Annotated in this window: 23 protein-coding genes; 5 read left to right on the forward strand and 18 right to left on the reverse strand. The window is 64.9% G+C overall.

Going from position 1 to position 22461, the window contains the following annotated elements:
- The first annotated feature begins 270 nt into the window (after window positions 1-270).
- Window positions 271-1590: a lysophospholipid transporter LplT gene (lplT, locus tag AC1RKI_RS23405; RefSeq protein WP_061959413.1), complete on the forward strand. Its 1320-nt coding sequence runs from the start codon at window positions 271-273 to the stop codon at window positions 1588-1590.
- 113 nt (window positions 1591-1703) lie between these two features.
- On the opposite strand, the gene AC1RKI_RS23410 is transcribed toward lplT, so the two are convergent.
- The 4 genes from AC1RKI_RS23410 to tsaB are packed head-to-tail and all read right to left on the reverse strand — an operon-like array spanning window position 1704 to window position 5095.
- Window positions 1704-2795, reverse strand: coding sequence for a DUF1853 family protein (locus AC1RKI_RS23410; protein WP_492797268.1), 1092 nt, complete (start codon window positions 2793-2795; stop codon window positions 1704-1706).
- Entirely contained in the window at window positions 2770-3759 is a 990-nt protein-coding gene (locus AC1RKI_RS23415) for a uracil-DNA glycosylase (RefSeq protein WP_492797266.1), read from the reverse strand. Before AC1RKI_RS23415 ends, AC1RKI_RS23410 begins: the two co-directional genes overlap by 26 nt.
- Window positions 3756-4247 carry a ribosomal protein S18-alanine N-acetyltransferase gene (gene rimI / locus AC1RKI_RS23420; protein ID WP_341248883.1) on the reverse strand — a complete coding sequence of 164 codons (492 nt, stop codon included), beginning with the start codon at window positions 4245-4247 and terminating at the stop codon, window positions 3756-3758. Before rimI ends, AC1RKI_RS23415 begins: the two co-directional genes overlap by 4 nt.
- A gap of 53 nt (window positions 4248-4300) precedes the next feature.
- Window positions 4301-5095, reverse strand: coding sequence for a tRNA (adenosine(37)-N6)-threonylcarbamoyltransferase complex dimerization subunit type 1 TsaB (gene tsaB, locus AC1RKI_RS23425; protein WP_492797264.1), 795 nt, complete (start codon window positions 5093-5095; stop codon window positions 4301-4303).
- A 188-nt stretch (window positions 5096-5283) separates the two neighbouring features.
- Between tsaB and AC1RKI_RS23430 the strand changes: the two genes are divergently transcribed.
- Entirely contained in the window at window positions 5284-5553 is a 270-nt protein-coding gene (locus tag AC1RKI_RS23430) for an acyl-CoA-binding protein (protein WP_061959398.1), read from the forward strand.
- A 3-nt stretch (window positions 5554-5556) separates the two neighbouring features.
- Here AC1RKI_RS23430 and AC1RKI_RS23435 read toward each other — a convergent pair whose 3' ends face one another.
- Both AC1RKI_RS23435 and AC1RKI_RS23440 read right to left on the reverse strand, forming a co-directional pair.
- Entirely contained in the window at window positions 5557-7113 is a 1557-nt protein-coding gene (locus AC1RKI_RS23435) for a DHA2 family efflux MFS transporter permease subunit (RefSeq protein WP_061959397.1), read from the reverse strand.
- Window positions 7110-7580, reverse strand: a complete 471-nt coding sequence (locus tag AC1RKI_RS23440) for an SRPBCC family protein (protein ID WP_061959396.1) — start codon at window positions 7578-7580, stop codon at window positions 7110-7112. Before AC1RKI_RS23440 ends, AC1RKI_RS23435 begins: the two co-directional genes overlap by 4 nt.
- 236 nt (window positions 7581-7816) lie before the next feature.
- Here AC1RKI_RS23440 and AC1RKI_RS23445 point away from each other — a divergent pair, with 236 nt between their 5' ends.
- Window positions 7817-8233: a VOC family protein gene (locus AC1RKI_RS23445; RefSeq protein WP_061959395.1), complete on the forward strand. Its 417-nt coding sequence runs from the start codon at window positions 7817-7819 to the stop codon at window positions 8231-8233.
- A gap of 76 nt (window positions 8234-8309) precedes the next feature.
- On the opposite strand, the gene aceB is transcribed toward AC1RKI_RS23445, so the two are convergent.
- The gene (gene aceB / locus AC1RKI_RS23450; protein WP_227459349.1) at window positions 8310-9896 is read right to left on the reverse strand and encodes a malate synthase A; all 1587 of its coding nucleotides are present in this window, start codon (window positions 9894-9896) and stop codon (window positions 8310-8312) included.
- A gap of 49 nt (window positions 9897-9945) precedes the next feature.
- Window positions 9946-10647, reverse strand: coding sequence for a haloacid dehalogenase type II (locus tag AC1RKI_RS23455; protein WP_150979248.1), 702 nt, complete (start codon window positions 10645-10647; stop codon window positions 9946-9948).
- 173 nt (window positions 10648-10820) lie between these two features.
- On the opposite strand from AC1RKI_RS23455, the gene AC1RKI_RS23460 reads away from it, so the two are divergent.
- Window positions 10821-11756, forward strand: coding sequence for a substrate binding domain-containing protein (locus AC1RKI_RS23460; RefSeq protein WP_492797260.1), 936 nt, complete (start codon window positions 10821-10823; stop codon window positions 11754-11756).
- A gap of 213 nt (window positions 11757-11969) precedes the next feature.
- The gene (locus tag AC1RKI_RS23465) at window positions 11970-12404 is read left to right on the forward strand and encodes a universal stress protein (RefSeq protein ID WP_061958255.1); all 435 of its coding nucleotides are present in this window, start codon (window positions 11970-11972) and stop codon (window positions 12402-12404) included.
- A gap of 115 nt (window positions 12405-12519) precedes the next feature.
- Here the strand turns inward: AC1RKI_RS23465 and aceA are convergent, their stop codons facing one another.
- From aceA to cysT, 10 genes are all read right to left on the reverse strand, one after another.
- The gene (gene aceA / locus AC1RKI_RS23470) at window positions 12520-13815 is read right to left on the reverse strand and encodes an isocitrate lyase (RefSeq protein ID WP_150979249.1); all 1296 of its coding nucleotides are present in this window, start codon (window positions 13813-13815) and stop codon (window positions 12520-12522) included.
- A gap of 302 nt (window positions 13816-14117) precedes the next feature.
- Entirely contained in the window at window positions 14118-15089 is a 972-nt protein-coding gene (locus AC1RKI_RS23475; protein WP_492797257.1) for an alpha/beta fold hydrolase, read from the reverse strand.
- A gap of 75 nt (window positions 15090-15164) precedes the next feature.
- Window positions 15165-15581 carry a gamma-glutamylcyclotransferase family protein gene (locus AC1RKI_RS23480; RefSeq protein ID WP_061958253.1) on the reverse strand — a complete coding sequence of 139 codons (417 nt, stop codon included), beginning with the start codon at window positions 15579-15581 and terminating at the stop codon, window positions 15165-15167.
- A 3-nt stretch (window positions 15582-15584) separates the two neighbouring features.
- Window positions 15585-16082, reverse strand: coding sequence for a ribonuclease E activity regulator RraA (gene rraA / locus AC1RKI_RS23485; RefSeq protein ID WP_492797255.1), 498 nt, complete (start codon window positions 16080-16082; stop codon window positions 15585-15587).
- A 98-nt stretch (window positions 16083-16180) separates the two neighbouring features.
- A complete protein-coding gene (locus AC1RKI_RS23490; protein WP_492797253.1) occupies window positions 16181-17026 on the reverse strand; it encodes a LytR/AlgR family response regulator transcription factor in 846 nt (281 codons plus the stop codon).
- 61 nt (window positions 17027-17087) lie between these two features.
- Window positions 17088-18257 carry a sensor histidine kinase gene (locus tag AC1RKI_RS23495; RefSeq protein WP_492797251.1) on the reverse strand — a complete coding sequence of 390 codons (1170 nt, stop codon included), beginning with the start codon at window positions 18255-18257 and terminating at the stop codon, window positions 17088-17090.
- A 267-nt stretch (window positions 18258-18524) separates the two neighbouring features.
- On the reverse strand, window positions 18525-19472 hold the full coding sequence (locus tag AC1RKI_RS23500; RefSeq protein ID WP_061958249.1) for a CysB family HTH-type transcriptional regulator: 948 nt from the start codon (window positions 19470-19472) through the stop codon (window positions 18525-18527).
- Window positions 19469-20575, reverse strand: coding sequence for a sulfate/molybdate ABC transporter ATP-binding protein (locus AC1RKI_RS23505; RefSeq protein ID WP_244785331.1), 1107 nt, complete (start codon window positions 20573-20575; stop codon window positions 19469-19471). Before AC1RKI_RS23505 ends, AC1RKI_RS23500 begins: the two co-directional genes overlap by 4 nt.
- A complete protein-coding gene (gene cysW / locus AC1RKI_RS23510; RefSeq protein ID WP_061958247.1) occupies window positions 20572-21459 on the reverse strand; it encodes a sulfate ABC transporter permease subunit CysW in 888 nt (295 codons plus the stop codon). The genes AC1RKI_RS23505 and cysW overlap by 4 nt, the downstream gene beginning before the upstream one ends.
- A gap of 1 nt (window position 21460) precedes the next feature.
- A complete protein-coding gene (cysT, locus tag AC1RKI_RS23515) occupies window positions 21461-22399 on the reverse strand; it encodes a sulfate ABC transporter permease subunit CysT (protein WP_150979251.1) in 939 nt (312 codons plus the stop codon).
- Between the last annotated feature and the right edge of the window lie 62 nt (window positions 22400-22461).

A 22461-nucleotide genomic window follows, 5' to 3' on the forward strand; every position in this document is an offset into this window, starting at 1 on the left:
ATCCATTGAGCGACATTGTGTCCAATCCGCGTTTGCCAGTGTGCTGAATCGTCGCAGTTTCGTGATATAAAGCCGGACGCTCCGGCCATGTTTTAAAAGAGAAGCAATATGTCAATGACGGCGAGGCAAGCCGCAAGGCGCGCGAAAGTTGCGCAGCAGCCCCAGTTTGACAAGGCCGGCGCAGCAGGTTCCCTGCAAGCCGCGACGCTGCCCGCCGGCGCGCTTTTGCCCGTCCACACGGACATCCGCGATGGAGACAAAGTCGACAGTATGAAGAAGGGTTTCTACACGATCATGGCCGCGCAGTTCTTCTCGTCGCTGGCCGACAATGCCCTGCTCATCGCGGCCATTGCCCTTCTGACCGAGTTGCACTCCCCGCAGTGGATGACACCGCTGCTCAAGCTGTTCTTCGTGCTGTCGTATGTGGTGCTTGCGGCATTTGTGGGGGCCTTCGCCGATTCGATGCCCAAGGGCAAGGTGATGTTGATCACCAATGCGATCAAGATCGTCGGGTGCGCCATCATGATGTTCGGGTTGCACCCGTTATTGGCCTACGGCATCGTGGGCTTCGGCGCGGCGGCCTACTCGCCGGCCAAGTACGGCATCCTGACCGAATTGCTGCCGCCCGAAAAACTCGTGATGGCCAACGGCTGGATCGAAGGCCTGACGGTCGGGTCGATCATCCTGGGTACGGTGGTTGGCGGTGCGCTGATCTCCGTGCACATTTCGTCGCTGTTGCTGCGCTTCGACCTGCCCTATATCGATACGGGCATCAACACGCCGGCCGAAGCAGCGATGGTGGTGATCATGCTGTTCTATTTCATCGCCTCGGTCTTCAACCTGTTCATTCCCGATACCGGTGCCCGCTATCCGCAACAGGAAAAGAACCCGATCAAGCTGATTGCCGAATTCGGCGACTGCTTCATCGCGCTGTGGCGCGACAAGCTGGGCCAGATCTCGCTGGCTGTCACCACGTTGTTTTGGGGCGTCGGCGCCACGCTGCAGTTCATCGTCCTCAAGTGGGCGGAAAAATCGCTGGGCCTGAATCTGTCGCAAGGCGCACTGCTGCAGGCCGTGGTGGCCGTGGGCGTGGCGGTCGGCGCGATCATGGCCGCCGCGCGCATTCCGCTGCGCAAGTCGCTGTCCGTGCTGCCATTCGGGGTCGCGATGGGCGCCACGGTCATGCTGATGGCGTTCTATACCAAGGACACCATGCCCGCGGTGACGCTCGATGTGCTGGGCATGCACATGCCGCTCTACATGGCCATCGCGTATGTGTTCCTGATGATCGTCGGTGCGATGTCGGGCTATTTCGTGGTGCCGATGAACGCTCTGCTGCAACACCGGGGCCACGTGCTGCTGTCGGCGGGCCACTCGATTGCGGTGCAAAACTTCAACGAGAATGTTTCCGTGCTGCTGATGCTGTGCCTGTACGCACTGATGATCAAGCTGAACATTCCGATCGGCTTCGTGATCGTCGCGCTGGGTCTGTTCATCTGCGTCACCATGGCGCTGGTCATGCGACTGCACAAGCACAACGTCAAAATCCATAACTCGCTGGCGATGATCGGCGAAGACAAGCACCACTAGCCCGCCAGCGGCATCCGGCGGCCTCGGTGCCGCCTCGATTGCCAACCGGCCGCACTGCGCTGGCCGCTTATCCCTTGCTCACACCCTCTTGATGGCGGCGCCGTCCCGGCCCGTCAGCGCGTGCGCAGCCGCGCCCGCGCCTCCCAGTCCAACGGCACGATAAATCCGCGCGAACGCTCCTGCCAGAAGCCTGGTTCGTCGGCGGGCTCCAGTTCGCAAACCATCACCGGCGATTCGCGCCGCCACGCATGCTCGGGATCGGCGAAGCGGCGTATCAACGCCGCATGCAGCGATGCAGCCGATTCGGTCTGCGACTCCGCCACCCGGGCGCCGGACAGCCAGTCCGCGCGCGGCAGCCGATACCACCGCACCGCAGCGCCGTCGGCAGCGGCTGCTCGCGCCATCCAGGCATCGAGGTTCGACCACCAGCCGTGCAGATGATCAGCCGCGATGCCCAGCGCATCGAGACCGGCCGGGATCTCTCCGTCGCGATAGAACAGCCAGCCGAGCAGATAGATTTCGCTGCGGTCGATGGTGTGCCCGAGCATTGCGCGCGCCTCGGCCGTGCGGCCCAGCGGCAATTGTCGATGGAGGATGTGATCGAGCTTGTCGCCCAGGCGATCGACCAGATTCGGCCCGACGAACGCGCGCCGGTCAGGCACTGCATCGGCCATTAGGTAGAACTTCGCGGCCATTTCCCAGTGCACGATCTGGCGCGAAGCGGGCTCGCGCCAGATCAGGTCCAGTTCGCCCAGCGTCTGCACGCCGTGGCCATTGGCGCGGCGGATCGGCACATTGGCGGCCAGCAGTTCGATGCCAGGCATCCGGGTAAACGCAAAATGCAGCAGCCGTTCGGCATGGCGGCCCAGCCGCAGGCTGCGGCTGGCGGTGGGGTCGGGATGGCCGCTCAGTTCCGCAATGGTCTCGGGCAACGTCGCGGGATCGGCATGGGCCAGCCACGAGGTCCAGTCGCTGGCGACGCCGGCTGGCAGACGCGCCAGCCGCACGTCGTCGTGCTGCACGCCGGGAGGCAGACTGGAAAGCAACTGCGGCGACAGCGAGCACCACGCCAGGTCGCGCGTGCGCTGGGACGCGGCGCTGCGCCAAAGCGGCGGCGCGTCGGCAGGCGCTACGCCGGCGGTGGCTGGTGGCCCGCCGGGGCACGCCATCTGGACAGGATCAGGCTTGAGCTCCCGCACGTTCATGTACCTCGCGCGCCAGACAGAGGTCTTCCCACGCGCGCGCCTTGTCGGTCGTCGTGCGCAGCAGATAGGCCGGGTGATAGGTCACCACGACCGGAATGCCTTCGTACTGGTGCACCGCGCCGCGCAGCTTGCCGATCGGCGTGGTGGACCGTAACAGCGATTGCGCGGCAAACCGGCCCAGCACCACGATCACCTTCGGCTTGATCAGCGCAATTTGCCGCTTCAGGTATGGCTCGCATTGCGCTACCTCGTCCGGTTCGGGATTGCGATTGCCAGGCGGCCGGCACTTGAGCACGTTGGCGATGTAGACATTGCGCCCGCGCGCCATGCCGAGTGAAGCCAGCATGTTGTCGAGCAGCTTGCCGGCCTGGCCGACGAACGGCTCGCCCTGGAGATCCTCGTTCTCGCCGGGCGCCTCGCCGACGAGCATCCATTCGGCATTCATATCGCCGACGCCGAACACGGTATTCGTGCGCGTTTCGCACAGGCCGCAAGCGGTGCAACCGGCCACGCTCTGCGCCAGTTCCGTCCACGGCATCTGCGCAATGGACGCCTCGCGCGATTGCTGCGCCGGCGAGGATTGACGCGGCGCCGGCGCGACAGCGCGCGCGGGATCAAGCGGCGGAGGCGCATCAAACGCTTCGGCCATCCGCGCTACATCGGCCACGTGAGCTGCCGCGGCTGCGGCATCGGCATCGACCATCGCGTCGGCGACTGGATTTGTCCTGACATCGCCTGCGGCATGGGCCGTGGCGGGCTGTGCCGGCGCGGACTGTTCGACCATGGCGGGTGCGGCAAGATCACGCGCTGGCGTGGCGCTGGTCGTGCCCGCTTGCGGCGCAACGCCGTGCGCCGGATCGGACGCGGCATCGGCATGCGAATCGGCTTGCGCGTCGTTAAGCCCGCGCGGCAGCCACTCGGTCGTGATGCCCAGCGCTTCCAGAAACATGACGCGGCGATTCATACCGGATCCCCCTCATGGGCATCCGACCAGACGCGCCGCAGCACCAGGGCGTCTTCGCGTCCCGTTGCAGTGGCCGGATAGTAGTGCTTGCGTCGGCCGATTTCGACGAATCCAGCTTCGGCATACAGCGCAAGCGCGCCGGTGTTCGACGGGCGCACTTCCAGCAGCATGGTATGCAGATGCTGCGCATGCGAGGTGGCCAGCGCCACGGCCAGCAACAGGCGCCCATAGCCTTGCCGCTGGTAGACCGGATCGACCGTGATATTGAGCAGGTGCATTTCGTCGACCACCGGCATCAGCATGACGTACCCGACCAGCACCGCCGCCGGATCGCGCAGCGTCAGGCCGAAGTGCCCCGCCTTGAGCGAGTTCTCGAAATTGCCGCGCGTCCACGGATGGCTGTACGCACGCTGTTCGATCTCGGCCACCGCTTGCAGATCCAGCGCACTCATCTGATGCAGTTGCCAACCTGGCGCCAGCGTCGGCATCTCTGGCACATCGGGCCACGCCAGCGTATTGGCGAATCGCTCCGGCGCGGCGCTCACGCGGCATCTCCCCGGCCCGGGGCCGCTTCCATGGCCTTTGCTGCGGTGGCGGCGGCTGCAGCCTTGGCCGCCGCGACGGCTTCGCGCTCGACGATAGTCTGCGCGACCTTATCGCGCACGTAGATCGGCATGGCCTGGGCCGCGTCGATGGTCTCGCCGCGCGCCAGCGCTCGCACGCCGATCGACACCATCGCGCGGGCGTCGGGCAACGCGTCCGGCAGAATCCGCGCCGCCTGCGCGGCTACCGCCAGGCGCTCGCCGAACACGGCTGCCGCATTGCCGGCCAGCCAGTAAGGCCCGGCGGGCGCAACAATTGCCTCGGGCGCGCCGACATGCATCGCCCCTTCCATCGACCAATCGCCGCGGCCTTCGTCCCAGCGGAACGCCGCGGCATAGACTTCGTCCATGCGCGCATCGAGTCCGACCAGCACCGACGCGCCGGCCGGCAGACCGGGCGTGGCGGTACGCGCACTTTCGGCGCAGGCCATCAAGACATTGACGGGAATGACGGGGAGATCCGCGCCGAAGGCCAGACCCTGTGCCACGCCGCACGCCGTGCGCAGGCCGGTGAAAGATCCGGGGCCCGCGCCAAACGCGATCGCGGCGCAATCGGCCAGACGAATGCCGGCTTCGGCCAGCACCTCGCCGGCGGCAGGCAGCACGCGCGACGACGAGCGCGCACCAGTATGCTCATGACGGAAAAAACACTCGACGGCGCCGCCGGAAACGGCACGCCCGAGTGCAACGGAACACCACTCTGTGGAGGTCTCGACAGCAAGAATCCAGGACATGGCAGCGATTGTATCCGCTCTCACGCGCAAAGCTGTACTGGCGATGGCCGTGCGCGCCAAACGCCTCGCGCGGCAAAGGCCAGCGCGCCGCCGACCGAGAGCTTCTTCGGATTTTTTTGTCCGATACGGACGGCGCCGCCCTATATCATCCGCAACTGTTATCGACAAACTGCCACCCCGGAGACACCATGAGCGACCTGCAGGCCCAATTCGACCAGGCTCAAATTGACGTCAAGACCCTGACCGAGCGCCCCAACAACATGACGCTGCTGCGCCTTTACGCGCTGTACAAGCAAGGCGCCGAGGGCGACGCGCACGGCGACAAGCCCGGCATGACTGATTTCGTCGGCCGCTACAAGTTCGAAGCGTGGGAAGCGCTCAAGGGCACCAGCCAGGACGATGCCAAGCAGAAATACATCGAGCTGGTGGGCGACCTGCTGGCAGGTCGCGCCAGCTGAGCCTCAGGCCGCCGGAACCGGCCGCGGGCGAATGCGCCACGCGGCCAGAATCGCGGTGGCAATCACCAGACCGACCGCCAGGAACGTCTCGTCGAATGCGTGAATGCGCGCGGCCTGGGCCGCCGCATCACCGCCCGTGCCGAGCACTGCCCCATGTTCGGCCAGCCGCCACTGCAAACCCACGCCAGCCAGCCCCACGCCAATCGCCCCGCCAAGCTGCCGCAGGAAGTTGATGCAGCTAGACCCCTGCGCGATCAGAGAAAAATCCACGCCGCGCATCGAACCCAGCGTCAGCGACGGCAGGATGCAACCCAGGCCGATGCGGCCAACGATTGCGTAAAGCACCAGCAGAAGATAGGGCGTGACCGTCGACACAGTCGCCATCAGCAGGAATGACCCGGCCAGCAGTACCAGGCCAAACGACACCTGTCGATGGGGCGGCACCCGGCTGGTCAGGCGCCCCGCCGCTGCAATCGTGAGCGCGAGCGCGATGCCCGCGGGCATCAGCACGATGCCGGCCGCCGACGGCGTATAAGACAGCGCCGTCTGCATGTAAACGGGCAGCAGGTAGGTGGATCCGAACAAACCCGCGCCGTAGATGAATGCCACCACGGCGCCGGCGGCAAACTGTCGGTAGCTGTAAAGCCGCATGTTCATCAGCGGATCGGCCGCGCGCAGTTGCCAGGCAACGAAGGCGACCAGCATCGCCACGCCGAAGGCGGCCAGGCCCAGCCCTTCGCCAAGGCTCTCGCGCATGGCGACCAGTCCGTTGAGCAGACTCACCGTGGCGACGCCCACCAGCGCCAGCCCACGCCAGTCCAGCGGCTTGCGCTCGCCCATCATCGCGGAATCCACAGCCATGAAGCGCCGGCCCATCCACAGGCCGATCAGCGTCAACGGCACCACGACGAAAAAGATCGAGCGCCAGCCGAAGGTTTCCACCAGAAAGCCGCCCACGCTGGGGCCGATGGCGGGCGCCAGCACCACGCCGAAGCCGAACAGCGATAACGCCTTGCCCTGCTCGCGCTCCTCGAACACGCGCAGGATGAAGATATTGGGCAACGGCTGCATGATGCCGGCGGCGATGCCTTCTGCCACGCGCATGGCCAGCATCACGCCGAAGGTCGGAGAAAATCCGCCGACGAAGCCGCCCAGGCCCAGTAACAGCAACGAGCCGATAAACGTGCGTCGCAGCCCGTAGCGGTTGAGCAGCCATGGCGTCAGCAGCATCGACAGCGTCATGGCAATCATGAAACTGGCGGCGACCCACTGGGCGCGTTCCTGTCCCAGATGGAAATGGCGGCTCAGATCGGGAACGGCCACGTTGACGATCGTCGACGACATGATCGAAGACATCGTCCCGAGCATCAGCGTCACCAGAATCAGCCAGCGCAGGCGGTCGCCATAGCGGGCGCGCAGCGTCGCGCGCGTGGGGCCGCCGCGCTTGTCACCGGACTTGCCGGGCTTGTCGTCAGGCTCGTCCGGCCCGCCGCTTCTGTCCGCCCTGCCTGCCGCATCCCCGCTGCCGGTACGTGCCGGCGCAGTGGACGGCCGCGTCACCCTAGCCTGCCCGTCAGCGCGATTTCACGGATCTTGCGCACGGTGTCGAGATCGGCCTCGTGGTATGCGGACTTGACGATCTCGGCATAGCGGTCGTCACCGCTGGCATCGACCGCCGGCATGGTCGTCTGATAGATAAAGCGCACCAGCAACGCGCCGGGCGCGGGCGTCTCGATGATCATTTCGAGCGTGCCGCCTGCGTGCTCGGCCGTGGCGGCCGATTCGTAGCGCACGGCCTGTCGCGGCTCGTACACCACGCGATCGCGCACATGGGCCTTGCCAAAATGCAACACCCGTTCGATCCAGCCGTCGCCGCGGTCGACAATTTCCGCGCTGTCGAGGCCCAGCATGAAGAGTTCCGGCGATTCCGCCCGCAATACAAGGCCTTGCCAGAGCTGGTCGGCCGACAACGGCTCCAGCGCCGGGTTGCCTGGGTCATTGATCTCCACCAGGTGTTCGAAACGCAACTTGACTCTCCCAATCGTGAATTTGCATATTATGGGCCCTCCCGCGCGAGGCTGCGTCGCCGACATGGGCGCGGCGTCCGTCATCACTGCTGACAAAATATGTCAGGAGCGGGCGCGCAGAATGCTGGCCCGGTGTGTGCAAGTGCGTCAGTAGTCGTCACCAGTCGTCACCAGTCGTCAGGAGCCGTCAGGAGCGGCTCCGCGGGCGCGCGCCGGAGAACGCTCAGGAGGCAGGCATGGAGTTGTTGATCAACATCGACGTCGATGACCTCGAACGCGGCATCGGCTTTTACGAGGCAGGGCTGGGGCTGCGGCTTCACCGCAAGCTGTTCGACGGCACGGTGGCCGAGATGCATGGCGCATGCGCGCCGATCTATCTGCTGGCCAAGGCGGCCGGCTCGCTGGCCACCACGCGCAGCGACACGCGGCGCGACTACACGCGGCATTGGACGCCCGTGCACCTGGACTTCGTGGTCGCGGCGCTCGAACCCGCCATCGAACAGGCGCTTGGCGCCGGCGCGGAACTGGAAGACTGGCCGCAGGATTTCCCATGGGGCCGCCAGGCCCGCCTGTCCGATCCATTCGGCCATGGCTTGTGCTTCATAGAATGGAAGTCCGGCGGATACGACGCGCCGGGCTCGCGACCGGTCTGAATCGGTATCAACAAAAAACCCCATGGTTTTGGCCATGGGGTTTTTTGCTGGCGGACGCCGGAACAACGAGCGACGCTCAGACTTCCTCGTACAGCGGCAGCGTCAGGAATTCGGCAAAGTCTTCCGAAGTCGACATCTGCTCGAAAATCTGCGCGGCGCGATCGTAGGTCTTCGTGTCGCCACCGACCACTTCCTTCACCTTGGCCAGTTCTTCCGGGATCAGGCCGCGCACCAGCTCGGCGGTCACCTTGCGGCCGTCTTCGAGCTTGCCCTTCGGCGAACGGATCCATTGCCAGACCTGCGAACGCGAGATCTCGGCGGTGGCCGCATCTTCCATCAGGTTGTGAATCGGCACGCAGCCGTTGCCGGCCAGCCAGGCGCCCAGGTAGTGGATGCCGACGTTGATGTTCATGCGCAGGCCAGCTTCGGTGATCGGCGCTTCGGGCTTGAAGTCGAGCAGATCGGCCGCCTTGACTTCGACGTCCGGGCGTTGCTTCTCGAACTGGTTGGGCTTGTCGCCCAGCACGGCCACGAATTCCTTCATCGCCGGCTCGACCAGCCCCGGGTGAGCCACCCAGCCGCCGTCATAGCCATCGGTGGCGTCGCGGCGCTTGTCGCCGATGATGCCCTGCATGGCGATCGCGTTCTTCTCCGGATCGTTCTTGATCGGGATCAGCGCGCTCATGCCGCCGATGGCCGGAGCACCGCGCTTGTGGCAGGTCTTCAACAGCAGCAGCGCGTAGGCGCGCATGAACGGCGAGGTCATCGTCACCTTGGCGCGGTCGGCCAGGCAGAAGTTCTTGTCCACCTTGAACTTCTTGATGCACGAGAAGATGTAGTCCCAGCGGCCGGCGTTCAGGCCCGCGCTGTGGTCGCGCAGTTCGTACAGGATTTCTTCCATTTCGAACGCGGCGAGGATCGTCTCGATCAGCACGGTCGCCTTGATCGTGCCTTGCGGCAGGCCAATCTCGTTCTGCGCCATCACGAAGATGTCGTTCCACAGGCGCGCTTCCAGATGGCTTTCCATCTTCGGCAGGTAGAAGAACGGGCCGGCGCCGCGGGCGATCTGTTCCTTGGCGTTATGGAACAGGAACAGCGCGAAGTCGAAAATGCCGCCCGAAATGCGCTTGCCGTCGATCGTGACATGCTTTTCGTCGAGATGCCAGCCGCGCGGACGCACCTGCAGCGTGGCGATCTTGTCGTTGAGCTTGTAGTGCTTGCCGTTGCTGTCCAGCGTCAGCGTGCGGCGCACCGCCGCCTTCAGGTTGACCTGCCCCTGCATCTGGTTGTGCCAGTTCGGGGTGTTCGAGTCCTCGAAGTCGGTCATGTAGCTGTCAGCGCCCGAATTGAAGGCGTTGATCACCATCTTGGCTTCGACCGGGCCGGTGATTTCCACGCGGCGGCATTCCAGCGCCTTGGGCACCGGCGCCACCTTCCAGTCGCCTTCGCGAATGGCCTTGGTTTCCGGCAGGAAATCGGGAATCTCGCCGGCGTCCAGGCGCTTGGCGCGCGCCACGCGCGCAGCCAGCAGTTCCTGACGACGCGGCTCGAAGGCGCGGTGCAGCTTGTCGACCAGGGCCAGGGCTTCCGGCGTGAGGATGTCTTCGTAAGCCGGCAGGATCTCGCCGGTAATCTTCATGCCCGCGGGCAGCGTGATAGCCATCAGTCTTCTCCTGTATGTGCGATGGTGTGTGAGGGGATGACCACGCTTGTCAGACCGTTGCGCCCGAGGCGGCAACGAAAGCAAGCAGGTCGTTCATGTCGTGCCCGGTGCCGGTGGGCGCCACGTCGAGGCGCTCCGCCGGGTGGCCGGCACGATTGATCCAGAAAGTGGTGTAGCCGAACCACGTGGCGCCGCATGCATCCCAGCAGTTCGACGAGACGAACAGGATCTCGGCGACCGGCAGCCGGAACGCTTGCGGTCCCAGCGCATACGCGGCCGGCGCGGTCTTGTACTGGCGCACCGCATCGACCGACAGCACATGGTCGAACAACCCGTGCATGCCTGCGCTCTTGACCGCGATGTCCAGCATCTCCGGATTGCCATTGGACAGGATGCCCAGCGGCAGATTCGCACGACGCAGGCGCTTGAGCGCCGCGAGGTTTTCGGGGAACGCCGACAGGCACGCATATTCCTTGAGCAAGTGAGCCTGCGACGCTTCGTCGAGGTCCAGCGCCAGCCGGTCCGCCGCATAACGCAGCGCGTCGATCGTGATGTCCCAGAACGGCTTGTAGCGCGCCCCGTCCGGCGCGGCCAGCGAGCGCAGCCGCGAATAATCGATCTGGCGTTCGCGCCACAGCAGCGCCAGCGCTTCGCCCTTGCCCGGAAACAATTGCTCCGCGCGCGCCGTGACGGAATACACGTCGAACAGCGTGCCATAGGCATCGAAAACGACCGCGCGGATCTTGTTCATCTATGGACTCTATAAACGCCAGGGACTGAATGGGGCTGTACACGATTGAATGCATCGAATTCTAGAGACACGTTGCAGTGCGGCAAAGCCAAGTGCGGTCACTTGATCTTTTACTTTTGCACTACTAATCTTGGCCTTCCTCATCAAGACTGTGTATCAGCGAGCGAACATTCGTGGACCATTTCAAGCAACTGGAGACTTTTGTATCGGTCGCATCACGTGGCAGCCTCTCCGCCGCGGCGGCTGCCGAGGGCGTGGCGCCGGCCATCATCGGCCGGCGCATCGACGCGCTGGAAGAGCGCCTGGGCGTCAAGTTGCTGGTCCGCACCACGCGCAAGATCACGCTGACCTTTGAGGGCTCGGCCTTCCTGGAGGACTGCCAGCGCATCCTGAACGATCTGCACAATGCCGAAGCAAGCGTCTCCGCGGGCGGCGTGAAGGCCAGCGGACACCTGCGCGTGACCGCGCCGGCCGGTTTCGGCCGCAAGCATGTGGCGCCGGTGGTGCCGCTGTTTATCGAATCGCATCCCGACGTCACGCTGACGCTCGACCTTTCCGATCGCGTGGTCGATCTGGTCAACGAAGGCTTCGATTGCGCGATTCGCCTCGGCGATCTGCCCGATTCGAGCCTGGTGTCGATCCGCCTGGCCGAAAACCGGCGCGTGGTGGTGGCGTCGCCCGAATACCTGGCGCGCTCCGGATCGCCGCAGCAGCCGGACGACCTGTCGCGCCACAACTGCCTGGCCTTTGGCGCCAGCGCCAATGTGCAGCGCGGCTGGGTATTCCAGCAGGATGGCCGCGCCATCACGGTCAAGGTTGGCGGCACGATGGAATGCACCGACGGCGCGGTGCTGCACGCCTGGTGCCTGCAAGGCCACGGCCTGGCATGGCGCTCCTGGTGGGAAGTCGGCCATGAGATCGCCAGCGGCCGACTGGTCACCGTGCTGGACGAATTCCAGGCGCCGCCGATCGGCATTCATGCGGTATTCCCGCAGCGCAAGCATCTGCCGCTGCGCGTTCGTCTGTTCATCGATCATCTCAAGAACACCTATGGCAACCCGGCCTACTGGCGACGCGCCGAACAGGCGCCGGCCAGCGGTGCCGACTAAGCTGGCCAGTGGCGCGGACCCACTGCGCGGACCAGATTCGCGGCCGACGCGACATCGCCGATTGCTTGAATCGCAATGCGCGCGATTGGCGGACAAAAGTTCCTTCGCCCACCAATCGGTTTGATATTTCGCAATGACGGACACTTCACACTGACTACAATCAATCAGACAGGCGCTGACTTGGCCTGCCCCACTCGTGAAAGGAGGTCCGGTATGTTCAAGCACATCCTGCTACCCACCGACGGTTCTGAGTTGTCCAAGAAGGCCATCGATGGCGGCCTGGAACTGGCAAAGGCGATCAACGCCCGCGTCACTGCCTATGTCTGCCTTGAGGAATATCCGTACACGCCCTTCAGCGAAATCGTGGTCGAGGCTCCGCAGGCGTTCAAGGAACGTATCGAGAACCAGGCCAGGCTGTACCTGAAGGAGATCGAAACCGCCGCGGTCGCCGCCGGGCTGCCGTTCGATGCGGACATGACCACCTTCGCGGTGCCCTATCTCGGCATCATCGACGCGGCGGAGCGTCATGGCTGCGACGTGATCTTCATGGCCTCGCACGGCCGGCGCGGCCTGTCCGGCCTGCTGCTCGGCAGCGAGACCCAGAAAGTACTCACGCATACGGATATTCCCGTTATCGTCTATCGATAGTCAGCCGCCCTGCCAAAAAAGCCGCGCCGCAGGTCATGCGGCGCGGTGCCAAACTGACGGCGTGATGGTCGCACGCCGTCCCCGAATTACCTTTCGCGTTGCCTGGCCGAATGGCTCAGGCCACCTTCTTGTCGAAGAACTGTTCGTCTTCGGTCGAGCCCTTGAGCGCGGTCGTCGACGACTGGCCGCCCTCGATGGTCTGCGTCACCGCATCGAAGTAACCGGTGCCCACCTCGCGCTGATGCTTCACGGCGGTGAAGCCCTTCTCGGCCGCGGCGAACTCGTTTTCCTGCAATTCCACGAACGCGCTCATCTGGTTGCGGGCATAGCCGTAGGCCAGGTTGAACATCGAGTAGTTCAGCGAATGGAAACCGGCCAGCGTGATGAACTGGAACTTGTAGCCCATCGCGCCCAATTCCTTCTGGAACTTGGCGATCGTCGCATCGTCAAGATTCTTCTTCCAGTTGAATGACGGCGAGCAGTTGTACGCCAGCATCTTGCCCGGGAACTTGGCGTGGACCGCTTCGGCAAAGCGCTTGGCGAATTCCAGATCGGGCTTGCCGGTCTCGCACCACACCAGGTCCGCCACCTCCGCATAGGCCACGGCGCGCGCAATCGACTGATCGATGCCGGGCCGCGTGCGGTAGAAACCTTCCACGGTGCGCTCGCCGGTCAGGAACGGCTGGTCGCGCTCGTCCACGTCCGACGTCAGCAGGTCGGCCGCTTCGGCATCGGTACGGGCGATCACCAGCGTCGGCGTGCCCGACACGTCGGCGGCCAGCCGCGCGGCGGTCAGCTTCGCCACGGCTTCGCGCGTGGGCACCAGCACCTTGCCGCCCATGTGACCGCACTTCTTGACCGACGCCAGTTGATCTTCGAAGTGCACGCCAGCGGCGCCCGCCTCGATCATCGACTTCATCAGCTCGAATGCATTGAGCACGCCGCCGAAGCCGGCCTCGGCATCGGCCACGATCGGCGCGAAGAAATCGGTGTCGCCGGTGCCTTCGCTCCATTGGATCTGGTCGGCGCGCTGGAACGTGTTGTTGATGCGCTTGACCACCATCGGCACTGAGTTGGCCGGATACAGCGACTGATCCGGATACATTTCGCCCGCCAGGTTGGCGTCGCCAGCGACCTGCCAGCCCGACAGATAGATCGCCTTGAGTCCGGCCTTGACCTGCTGCAGCGCCTGGTTGCCGGTCAGCGCGCCCAGCGTGTTGACGAACGGCTCGGTGTTCAGCAGGTGCCAGAGCTTTTCCGCACCGCGACGGGCCAGCGTATGTTCGACCTGCACCGAACCGCGCAGGCGGACCACGTCTTCAGCGGTGAAGTTGCGCTTCACACCCTTCCAGCGCGGATTGGTATCCCAATCCTTTTGCAGGGCTTCAATCTGTTGTTGGCGCGTAGTCATATTCACTCTCCTGATAGCAATGCCAGGGATTCGCTTCGAAATTTGCGACACGGCCCCGTTGCCGGGGAGACCGAGGCGACGCTGTGGTTCCAGCGTCTCAAGTCATGTGTCTTATATAAGAGTGTAGGGAACGATCCCGCGTCGCAACAGCGCCAACTGTGGTCAAGGCCTCGTTTTTTTATTCTTTACTTTCAATGAGTTGCCGATCGTATGCCACGATGTGGAAGGGAGTCTTCCATCATGAGAAACGGAGCTTGTGCTGCGCACCGACATGTTTTTGCGAAACAAAACAGCTTTCCGCATCATGAAATTTCAGCAGCCTCGGGATTCACACGCGCGGCCTGCAGGTCGGTCGATGCGGGCGCGCCGGCCAGATGGTCGACAAATTCGCCGATCATGGCGGCCATGCGTTGCGGGTGGGACAGCGGCAACCAATGATGCGCATCGACTTCGCGACGCCACAGATGCGCGACCCACCGCCCGAAACCCTCGGTCACGGCCGGCCGCACATAGCGATCGCGCAGCGGCACGATGATCTGCACCGGCGCATGGGCGCGCCTGTCGCGCGGCGCACGCAGGCGGACGCGAAAGTTGGCACGATACAGCCGCAGCCCGTTCACACCGTCGGCAGTCTGGGTGGGATTGGCCGGCGCATGCAGTCCTTCGGTCTTGCGCAGCCAGAACGGCCAGCTTCGGCCGAGCCAGACCTTCCAGTTCCATTCCGGCAGTTTCGGCAGATGAAAGAACACGATGTACCACGATGCCAGCGCCTGACGCAGCGCGGCGCCCCACTGCCGGAGCGAGCGCCGGCCGGTGCCGCGCAAGGCGATCGCGGCGTAATCGAGGCACGGCCCCGAACACGACGTGAACGAAGCGATGCGCCCATACAGGCGCGGATCGGTGACGAATTCCCAGCCCTGGATCGATCCCCAGTCATGCCCGACCAGGTGCACGGCGCGATCGGGCGAAACGGCGTCGATCACCGCGATGAAGTCGTCAGCCAGGCGTTCAAGCCGATAGTCGGACACGTTAGGCGGCGCGTCCGAGGCCCCCGCACCGCGCACGTCGTAGGCAATCACATGAAAACGCTCGGACAGCGCCTGCGCCACGCCGTGCCAGACGTGGCTGTTATCGGGATAGCCGTGCACCAGCACCACGACGGGATGGCTTGGGTCCCCCCACGCCGAGGCGGCGAGCCGCACGGTGCCTGTCTGGATATGAAACGCGAGCGGCGATGGCCGCGAGGAAATCGGCAGAGTCATGGCGTCGGGCATTGACAGTATCGAATGTCATCGTCGCCCATGCTAACGCCGCCGCATACCGCGCGACTGCGTTTGAAACGGCGAATCTCAGGCCGCCGCCGCATCGCGCGCGCGGCGCCACGCGACCCAGTCGCCGCCATCGATGCGCGGCAGGCCGGTCACGGCGCCGTCGGCCACCGGGTACATCAGGCAATCGAGCGCGACGCCATCGCACAGTACCGGCCGGGATTCGCGGATGAACAGCGTGGCCTGCCCGGGATAGACCTCCTCGATCTCGTCCAGCACCGGCAACAATGCATCGGGAATGTCGTAGATGTCGCCGGCCACGGGCCCGGCCGATGGATCGAGCACGAGACCCGGATAGCTGCCGAAGTCATAGAGCCGGCCCGCGATCGCGCCGCTGCCAACCAGCGTCGGCGGCGCAATGCCATGCCGCGCGGCGGCGTGATTCAGATCGTTGACCTCGCCTGCGCGCAGCGTGCCATAGACGAAAACGCGCGGCATCGATCAGGCCTCCAGTTGCTGGTCGGCGACCAGCACGCCGTCGGCATCGGCGTAGATCCAGTTGCCGGGACGCACCACCGTGCCGGGCATCTGCACCGCCACATCGGGCTGGCCGATATTGCGCTTCTGGCTTTTTTGCGGATGCACGCCGAGCGCGCGGATGCCGACGTCGCAGGCGTTCAGTTCAACGCTGTCGCGCACGCAACCGTTCACGACGATGCCGGCCCAGCCGTTCTTTTCGGCCAGTTCGCCGAGCATGCCGCCGACCAGCGCGCAGCGCATCGATCCGCCGCCATCGACCACCAGCACCCTGCCCTGTCCCGGCGTCTCCAGCGCGGCGCGCACCAGCGAGTTGTCCTCGTGCACCTTCAGCGTGGCGGCCGGGCCGGCAAACGCCACGCGCTTGCCAAAGTGGAGAAACCCCGGCGACAGCACCCGCAAGGTGCCGTCGGCCAGGCGCGATTCATTGGCGTCGCACAGATCGGTGGTGACGGGCTTCATCGATGACTCCTCTGACAGTTCGTGAGTGGCACAAAGCGGCCATGTTAGAGGAAATTCCGCGCCACCGGCCGTCGCATGCCTGGCGCGCACATGGCACGCTACATCTGCTTGAACAGATGCGCGTACTGTCTGGCCACCGGCAGCGATTCGGGCCGGTCGCGCAGCTTCAAAGACAGGCGGCCCAGCGACTGGTTGACCGCGCTGGCCACGCAATCGATATTGACCACGGTGCCGCGATGGATCTGCCAGAAACGGTCGGGATCGAGCTGCTGGGTCAGTTCGCGCAGGCTGGTGCGGATCAGCGCATCGCCGCTGGAAGCCACCACGTTCACGTACTTGTCGGTGGCTTCGAGATAGATCACCTCGTCGACCGGGATGATGCGCACTTCCTGCCCGACCAGCGCCTTGATAAACCGCAAGTACTGGCCGCGCGCGACAGCCGGCTTGTCGAGCGATTCCAGCCGCTGCAGCAGTTGCGCAAGCTTGTCCGCGTCGACCATCGCGCCGATCTCCGGTGCGGCGTCGCCGGCATGGTCATCGGTGCGACCGTCATGGGTGGGTGTGGCATGACGCAGCACGATGCGCGCTTTCAGGCGTTCCACGGTGGCTTCCAGTCGCTCGTGCTGTACGGGCTTGAGCACATAGTCGACCGCCGCGCGCTCGAACGCCTCCAGCGCGAACTGATCGTAGGCGGTGACGAACACCACGAGCGGCGGGTTGTCGAATTCGATCAGTTCGCGCGCCACGTCCATGCCGCTCATGCCCGGCATGCGGATATCGAGAAAGGCGACGTCGGGCCGGTGCGCGCGCGCGGCCTCCAGCGCGGCCACGCCATCGTGGACCACCGCGGCGATGGTGGCTTCCGGCCACAACGATTTCAGTTCGGATTCGAGCACGCGCGCGAGCAGCAGCTCGTCGTCGGCGATCAGCAGGGTCGGAGACATGGGGGCGCGAATGTCAGGGACTGCGGTTCAAGAAATTGGGCGATGCGCCGGTACCGCGGCCTCACGGACGCGAAATCGCCGGCGTCACGTTGGGCGACGCAGACGCGCGCGGCGGCTCCTGCGCTGGCCGCGCCGGCGCGACGGTCGGATCGGTGCTGCGCGTCAACGGCAGCGTCAGGCGCACCACCACGCCGCGCGGCACGTTTTCCTCCATCTGCATGCTGGCCGCGGCGCCGAAAATACGCGCCAGGCGTTCGCGCACGTGGGTCAGGCCCAGACCCGATCCACCCTTGCCGCTTTTTGCGCCCTGCGTGAAGCCCACGCCGGTGTCGGCGATGATCACCTGCAGGCTGCCGTCGGCGGTCTGCTGCGCGGACAGCAGGATCTTGCCGCCGCGCATGCAGGGCTCGATGCCGTGCGTGACCGCGTTTTCGACAATCGGCTGGATCAGCATCGGCGGGATCTCGGCGTCGGCCAGCGCCGCCGGCAATTCCACGGCGTGATCGAGCCGGGAACCGAATCGCATGCCCTGGATATCGAGATAGCTGCGCAGCAGTTCGAATTCCTGCGCCAGCGTGCAATGCTCCGCGCGCGTGTGCGACAGCGACATCCGCAGGAAGCCGATCAGCCGTTGCAGCAACTGGCGCGCGGCACGCGGGTCAGTCGCGATCAGACCATCGAGATTGGCCAGCGAATTGAACAGGAAGTGCGGTTCGATCTGGGCCTGCAGCGCCATCAGTTGCGCCCGCACCAGCTGCTTTTCGGCTTCCTCGCGCTGCAGCGCGTCCAGCGCGGCCTGGCGTTCCAGATAGGCCAGCTTCTCGCGCGACCAGTAGAAGTAGATCATGCTCGCCGATGCCAGCATGCCGACGATCAGGCACATGCGCAGCATATCGCCGGTGGCGGCCGGCGATTTTTCGGGCAGGTTCAGCAGTTCGCGCGTGGCCCAGCTGCCTAGCACCACGCCCATCGGCACGGCCACCACTGCCAGGCACATGAACGGCCAACGGCGCGGCCGGTCGTTCCACCAGATCAGCACGCGCGGCACATCGATCAGCACCCAGATCGACAACCCGATCAATTGGCTATAGACGAAGTTCTGCACCAGCGAGCCGCCGGTCCGGAACCCATAGTTGAGGCTGGCGGCAATGACTGTGTTCATGCAGACCACGAACAGCAGATCGCGCGCAAGAATGTTGAGCCGCGACGGCACCGCGCCTGGCATGCGCATGGTTCTCTCCCTCCTTCTGCTCCACAAGCCGCGTGCAAATCTGTGATGCACTGCAGCATAGGCAACGCCCCATGCATTCGGTCGGATGGGGCGGCTGCGATGAGAGGGAATGTACGCCTGACGGCGGCGCGAGGAAAGCGGCTTGCGACGAACTGACGACTGGCGGCGCGACCGGTTGGCGGATCCTACCGGCAGGTAGATCCGCGCGCGGCAAACGCGCGTATGAACCGCGCGGTTTCAGACAATTTCGGGCGCCATTCCGCGACGTCAGGCCGCCACGGCGATCCGGCTCGACGCCTCGGCCAGCGCGGTCGACACCGTGTCGCGCGACAGATGCGGGGCGAACATGTTGATGAACGCGTGCGCATAGCCGCGCAGGTAGGCGCCACGGCGCACCGCCACGCTGGTCGTATTCGGTTCGAACAGGTGGTCAGCCTGAATCCGCACGAGCCCGGCGTCCTTGCGTTCGTCATAGGCCATCGAGGCGATGATGCCGACGCCGAGGTCCAGTTCGGCGTAGGTCTTGATCACGTCCGCGTCCATCGCCGTGAGCACGATCTCGGGCTGCAAACCCGCGTCGGCAAACGCGCCGTCGATCTTGCGGCGACCCGTGAAGCCGGCGTCGTACGTAATGATCGGGAAATTGCACAGGTCTTCGAGCGTGGGCTCGGGCAAGCGCGTCAGCGGATGCTCGGGCGAGACCACGATCACGTGCTGCCAGCTGTAGGCCTCGAACGACGTCAGCCCGGCCTCGCTGGCCACGGCTTCGGTGGCGATGCCGATGTCGGCCTGACCGGTCAGCAACAGTTCCACGATATGCGACGGCGATGCCTCCTGCAGCGCCAGCGTGACGTGCGGATATTCGCGCCGGAAGCTCTGCACCACCTTGGGCAGCGCGTAGCGCGCCTGGGTATGCGTGGTGGCCACCGTCAGCCGGCCGGTATGGCGGCCCGCGAATTCATCGCCGGCCTGCCGGAGATTCTCGGCCTCCAGAAGCAGACGCTCGACGATCCGCACGATCTCGCGGCCCGGCTCGGTCAGACCCGTCAGGCGCTTGCCATAGCGCTCGAAGATCTCCACGCCCAGTTCTTCTTCGAGTTCGCGGATCTGGCGCGACACGCCCGGCTGCGATGTGTACAGCGCGTTGGCCACTTCGGTCAGGTTGAACTGGCGGCGCACCGCCTCGCGGATCGATCGCAATTGCTGAAAATTCATTTGGCCGTCCCTTGTTGTGCCGCGTTAGTCTGGCTGCGATTGAAGACGCGCAACTGGCGCGGCCGCACCGCCAACAGTTCGCCCTCGCGAAAGCCCTGGTGACGGAAGCGTTCGAGCGGCAACGCCACCTCGATCACGTCCTGGTTGTCTTCGCGCTCCAGTTCCAGTTGCGCCACCGGGCCCAGCGTCAGCGCGCGCCGCAATGTCACCGCGATGCCGTCCGTGCCCGGCGCATAGCGTTCGACTTCCAGATCGTGCGGCCGCACATACGCCACCGCATCGCCCGCGGTCTCATGTCCACTGCCGACCACCGGCAGCACGGCTTCGCCGGTGTGCAGAAGGCCGCCCGTATCGCCCACTTCCAGACGGCCGTGAAACAGGTTCACGTTGCCGAGGAAGCCGAACACGAATGGTGTGGCGGGATGGTTGTAGACCGCTTCGGGCGTGCCGAATTGCTCGACCTTGCCGCGATTCATCAGCACGACCTGATCGGCCACTTCGAGCGCCTCTTCCTGGTCATGCGTCACGAACACGCTGGTCACGTGCAGTTCGTCATGCAGGCGGCGCAGCCAGCGGCGCAGTTCCTTGCGCACTTTGGCGTCGAGCGCGCCGAACGGTTCGTCGAGCAACAGCACGCGCGGCTCCACGGCCAGCGCGCGGGCCAGCGCAATGCGCTGGCGCTGGCCGCCGGAGAGCTGCGACGGATAGCGGTCGCCCAGCCAGTCGAGCTGCACCAGTTCCAGCAGGGACTTCACCTTGGCGCGGATGACGGCCTCCGACGGGCGCTCGGCGCGCGGCTTCACGCGCAGGCCGAAGGCCACGTTCTCGAACACCGTCATGTGCTTGAACAGCGCGTAGTGCTGGAATACGAAGCCGACGTTACGCTGGCGCACGTGCTGGGTCGACGCATCCTGCCCGGCCAGCACCACCTGCCCCGCATCGGCGCGCTCCAGCCCGGCGATGATCCGCAGCAGCGTGGTCTTGCCGCAGCCCGACGGCCCGAGCAGCGCCGTCAGTTCGCCCTCGGCGAAGTCCAGCGAGACGTTGTCGAGCGCCACGAAATCGCCGAAGCGCTTCTGCACGTTCCTGACCTGAATGCTCATGATGGCTGCCCTTCCTGTGCGTGTTCCTTGCCGGCGCGGATTTCGACCAGCGTCTTGATACCGAGCGTGACCAGCGCGAGCAGCGTCAGCAATGACGCCACGGCAAACGCGGCCGCGAAGTTGTATTCGTTGTAGAGAATTTCCACATGCAGCGGCATCGTGTTGGTCAGCCCGCGAATATGGCCCGACACCACGGACACGGCGCCGAATTCGCCCATCGCCCGCGCATTGCAGAGAATCACGCCATACAGCAGGCCCCAGCGAATGTTGGGCACCGTGACGTGCCAGAAGGTCTGCCAGCCCGATGCGCCCAGCACGATGGCGGCCTCCTCTTCCTCGCTGCCCTGCGACTGCATCAGCGGAATCAGCTCGCGCGCGACAAACGGGAAGGTCACGAACACCGTAGCCAGCACGATGCCCGGCACCGCGAACATGATCTTGATGTCGTGCGCCTCCAGCCATGGGCCGAACCAGCCCTGCGCGCCGAACATCAGCACATAGATCAGCCCCGAGATCACCGGCGACACCGAGAACGGCAAATCGATCAGCGTGATCAGCAGATTCTTGCCGCGGAAATCGAACTTGGCGATGGCCCACGCCGCCGCCACGCCGAACACCAGGTTGAGCGGCACCGCGATGGCCGCCACGGTCAGCGTCAGCTGGATCGCCGCGACCGCATCCGGCTCGACCAGCGCATCGAAATAGGTTTGCACGCCCTTGCGCAAGGCTTCATAGAAGACCGACGCCAGCGGCACGAACAGGAACAGCCCGAGAAACAGCACCGCAACGGTAATCAGCGTGTAGCGCACCCAGGCGGATTCGCCCGTGGCGCCGTACGGATGCGCGGCGCCCGATGCGCCCAGGCGGGAAACGGCTCCGGCCATGTCAGTTCACCTCCGGATTGCCGTCAGGCAGCGCCGCGGCGCGGGCGCCGCTCTGATGGCGGCGCGTCCACGCCTGCAGCAGGTTGATCAATAGCAGCAGCACGAACGAGATCACCAGCATCACCACGGCCACGGCAGTGGCGCCGGCGTAGTCGTACTGCTCCAGCTTCGAATAGATCATCAGCGGCGCGATCTCCGACACCATCGGCATGTTGCCGGAAATAAAGACCACCGATCCATACTCGCCGGTGGCCCGCGCGAACGACAGCGCGAATCCGGTCAGCAGCGCTGGCAGGATGGCCGGCAGGATCACGCGGCGAAAGGTCTGCAGGCGTGTCGCGCCGAGGCTGGCGGCAGCCTCCTCGAGTTCGCGCTCGACGTCTTCGAGCACTGGCTGCACAGTGCGCACCACAAACGGCAGGCCGATGAAGGTCAGCGCCACCACCACGCCCAACGGCGTGAAGGCCACCTTGATGCCAAGCGGCTCGAGCCAGCGGCCGATCCAGCCATTGCCGGCAAACAATGCGGTCAGCGCGATGCCCGCCACTGCGGTAGGCAGTGCAAACGGCAGATCCACCAGCGCATCGATAAAACGCTTGCCGAAAAACCGGTAGCGCACCAGCACCCACGCCACGACGAGGCCAAACGCGGTATTGATGATCGCCGCCACCAGCGACGCGCCGAAGCTCAGTTCCAGCGACGCCACCACGCGCGGATTCGATACCGTCGTCCAGAAGGCATCCCACGTCATCGTGAACGTCTTCAGGAACGTCGCCGAGAGCGGGATCAGGACGATCAGCGTCAGATAGAAGATCGTGAAGCCCAGCGACAGCCCGAAACCCGGCAGCACCGTATAGCGCTGGCTGGCGGGTGCCGGGCGCAACTGCGCGGCGGGAACCGTGGGCGGGGGCGCGTCCGCCAGGGAAATTGTGGAAGGCATGTCGTCTCGTCTTTATGATCGCGGCGCATAAGGCGCCGGTCTACGAGACAAATTTTGAAGAT

Source organism: Cupriavidus sp. GW822-FHT06G04, assembly GCF_058799075.1.